Source organism: Streptomyces sp. adm13(2018) (assembly GCF_008042145.1).
Taxonomy (GTDB): domain Bacteria; phylum Actinomycetota; class Actinomycetes; order Streptomycetales; family Streptomycetaceae; genus Streptomyces.
Genome location: NZ_RDBH01000029.1, coordinates 1 through 3723 on the forward strand (window position 1 = coordinate 1; position 3723 = coordinate 3723).

The following is a 3723-nucleotide window of genomic DNA, read 5'->3' on the forward strand; positions in this document are numbered from 1 at the left end:
GCCCCGGACCGAGAAGCCCTCGGCCGAGCCGACACCGCCGCCTCCCGCCCCGCCGCGGGTCTACCGGGTCGACGAGCTGGACTACGGGGTCCTCGGCGACGGCACCGAGCCCGAGGTCGACCTCGCCGGCAGCAGCTGGCTGTGGCAGCGCCGCGACCTGTCCGCCGGCGGGACCCCGTACGCGTACGGGGTGAGCGTGCACGCGCCCTCGTCCCTGCTGATCCGCCTCAACCGGTCGTGCACGAGCTACGACGCGATCGCCGGTGTGGACGACCTGAGCGCCCTCGTCGGCTTCGGCGGTGTCCGGTTCTCCGTGTACGGGGACGAGGAGCGGCTGTGGCGTTCCGGCGTGGTCCGGGCCGGTGACCCGCCCGTCCCGGTGCATGTCGACCTCACCGGCCACCGCACCCTCCGGCTGGTCGTGGAGGAGCACACGCCGTTCGGGCGGGCCCTGGTCGCCGACTGGGCGCAGTCCCGCATCAGCTGCTCCTGACGCCCGCCGCGCTCACCGGTCGCCGAGGCCCTCCGCGAGGGCGAGCACCTCGTCGACGCCGAGGCCCTCCCCCGCCGCGCGGGCGGCGGCGACGCCCGAAGGACCCAGGGCCGCGACAGCCCGGTCGGTCACCTCCCGGACGTCCCGCAGGCTCGGCACCGAGCGGGGCAGCTCAGTGCGCCAGCCCTCGACGGCCGCCATGACCATGACCGCCGGGGCCGGTTCGTCCGCCGCGGACAGGACGACCGCGAGGCACTCCCCCAGGCCCGAGACGAAGAACTCCGCGCACTGCGCGTCCCGCGCGCCGCGCAGCGCCCGGGTGGCCGTGGCGACCGCGGACGCCCGCCCCTCGTACGCCTCGACGCGTGCGGACAGCCCCACGAACGCCGCCTCGAAGTGCGGTGGGGGCGCCCCGGTCGTCATCGTGCGGCCCGCCTCCTCCAGCTGGGCGCGGGCCTCCGCGACCTCACCGCGGTACAGGGCGACGCCGGCCCGCAGGAAGCAGACGAACACGCCGCTGTCCCGCACCCGGTAGCGCTCCGCCTCCCGGGCGGCCTCGTCGAGCCCCTTCTCCGCCGCCTCCATGTCTCCCGTGTGGTAGGCGAGTTCGGCCATGCGGGCGAGGAGGAACGGGGACTCGGCGTGCGCGCCGACCTCGCGGGCCAGCCGGAGGGCCTCCTCGTACGCCTCCCCGGCCTCGTCCGTGCGGCCGCGCAGCATATGGGCCTCGCCCACCGCGCTCGCGATCTGCGCCCCCATCCAGCGGTCCCCGACCCTCCGGGCGAGGACGCGGAGCTCGGCCAGGTCCTCGTCGATGCCGGGCATGCCGCCGGGCATGTCGACGACCATGTGCGTACGGAACATGAGGCTGACGCCGACCTCCCAGTCCTCGCCGTGGCGCCGGCAGTTGGCGACGGCCTCGTCGAGGAGAGTGAGGACCACGGCCGGTTCCTCGGTGAGGTACGCGGTGAACGGCCAGAGCAGGCCGGGGAACCGGGCGCCCTCGGGGCCGGGTGGCTCGCCGAACGCCGACCGCACGCGGCGGGCGAGCGCGAGCGCCTCCGGTTCCTGGAAGTCCCCCAGCGTGCGGCTCTCCACCTCCAGGAAGAAGTGCAGCATGCGCAGGCGCATCCGGGGCCAGTAGCGGGGGTCGTCGGGGTCGTCCGGGTCGTCGCCGAGCGCGACCGTGCGGGCGACCCAGGTCAGGCCCTCGGGCCGGTAGTTGCGCAGCCACCAGAACCAGCCCATGGCGAAGACCAGGCGGTGGGCGGCGGCCTCGTCGGGCGGTGTGCCTCCCCTCGCGGCCGGGGCGGGCGGCTGCGGGGCGGTGCCGACGGTGCGGTGCAGGGCGGCGCGGATGTTGTCCAGGTCGCGCTCGATCCGCTCGATCCACGGAAGCTGCTCGGCCGAGCGGAGCTTCGGCTCGGCCGCTTCGGCGAGGGCCGTGAAGTGGGCGGTGTGGGCGGCCTCGGCGGCGGCGAGCAGCTCCGGGGTCTCGGCGGCGCGCTCGGTCGCGTACTCGTGGATGGTCTCCAGGAGCCGGTAGCGCATCTCGCCGCCCTCGACGGGGGTGGCGACCACGAGGGACTTGTCGACCAGCGCGCCGAGCGGGTCCGCCGCGCGCGGGGAGAGGGACTCCGCCGCGGCGAGGTCCCAGCCGCCGGCGAAGACCGAGACCTGGCGGAGCAGGGTGCGCTCGGTGGGGTCGAGCAGGTCCCAGGACCAGTCGACGACGGCGCGGAGGGTCTGCTGGCGGGGCAGGACCGTGCGGGAGCCGGAGGTGAGGAGGCGGAAGCGGTCGTCGAGGCGGTCGGCGATCTGGCGCGGGGTGAGCAGCCGGAGGCGGGCCGCGGCCAGTTCGATCGCGAGGGGCAGGCCGTCGAGCCGCCGGCAGATCTCGTCGACGGCCGCGCCGCCGTCCCGGGTGAGGTCGACGTCGGGGCGTACGGCGCGGGCGCGCTCGGCGAAGAGGCGGTGGGCGGGGTCGGGCGGCAGGGGTTCGAGGGGCCGGACCGACTCCCCCGGCACGCCGAGGGGTTCGCGGCTGGTGGCGATGACGCGAAGCTGCGGACAGCCGGTGAGGAGGGTCTCGGCGAGGGCCGCGGCCGCGTCGATCACGTGCTCGCAGTTGTCGAGGACGAGGAGGAACGGGCCGCGGGCGAGGTGCTCGACCAGCCGGGCCGTGGGGTCGTCCTGGAGGGTGGCGCCCTCGCGGGTGATCAGGGTGACCTCGCGGAGCCCGAGCGCGGAGAGGACGGCGCCGGGGACGGCCTCGGGGGCGTCGAGCGGCGCGAGCTCGGCGATCCAGGCGGCGGGGGCGAGGGGCCTCCGCGAGGCGGGTCTTTCCCGAGCCGCCGGGGCCGGTCAGGGTGACGAGCCGGAACCGCTCCAGGTCCGCGCGGAGGGCGGCCAGTTCGGGCTCCCGGCCGACGAAGGAGGTGAGGCGGGGGCGGATGTTGCCGGAGGCCGGGGTGAGGTCGGCGCGGTCGGCCGGGGCTGCGCCCGCGTGCGGCCGGTCCGGCGGGCGGCTCTCCGGTGCGGTTCCGGCGCCTTGCCTCCCCTGGGACGGCGGCGGACTCTCCGGCACCGCGAGGAGTTCGCGGTGGAGGGCGGCGAGTTCGGGGCCGGGGTCGGCGCCGAGGGCGTCGGCGAGGGTGCGGCGGGCCGACTCGAAGGCCGCGAGGGCGTCGGCATGACGGCCCTCGGCCCGCAGGGCCCGGATGAGGTGGGCACGGAAGGCCTCGTCGTACGGGTACGTGGCGGTGAGCTCGGTCAGTTCCGGTACGAGCCCGTCGGTGGCGCCCCTGCGCAGGTCGGCCTCGACGCGCCGCCGCAGGGCGGCGAGCCGCTGGGCCTCGGGGCGGACGCCGGCCGGGCCGGGCAGGTCGGCGAGGGCGGGGCCCCGGAAGAGGCCGAGGGCGTGGCGCAGGAGGACGGCGGCCTGCTCGGGGTCGCCGGCGTCGAGGCGGGTGCCCGCGTCCCGGACCTGGCGCTCGAAGACGTACAGGTCGATGTCCTCGGGGTCGGCGACGAGCCGGTAGCCGGGGCCGGGGGTGGAGGCGACGGCGTCGCCGCCGATGGTGCGGCGGAGGCGGCCCGCGAGGGCCTGGAGGGCCGTACAGGTCGATGTCCTCGGGGTCGGCGACGAGCCGGTAGCCGGGGCCGGGGGTGGAGGCGACGGCGTCGCCGCCGATGGTGCGGCGGAGGCGGCCCGCGAGGGCCTGGAGGGC

Annotated in this window: 1 protein-coding gene and 1 pseudogene; one reads left to right on the forward strand and one right to left on the reverse strand. The window is 77.0% G+C overall.

Annotated elements, in window-relative coordinates; all coding sequences use genetic code 11:
• Positions 1 to 493, forward strand: a 493-nt coding sequence (locus EAO70_RS02390; protein ID WP_187283690.1) for an NPCBM/NEW2 domain-containing protein, incomplete at its 5' end; no start/stop codon positions are given.
• A gap of 12 nt (positions 494 to 505) precedes the next feature.
• Here EAO70_RS02390 and EAO70_RS02395 read toward each other — a convergent pair.
• Positions 506 to 3723 (reverse strand): annotated as a pseudogene (locus EAO70_RS02395) (ATP-binding protein); the annotation flags it as partial.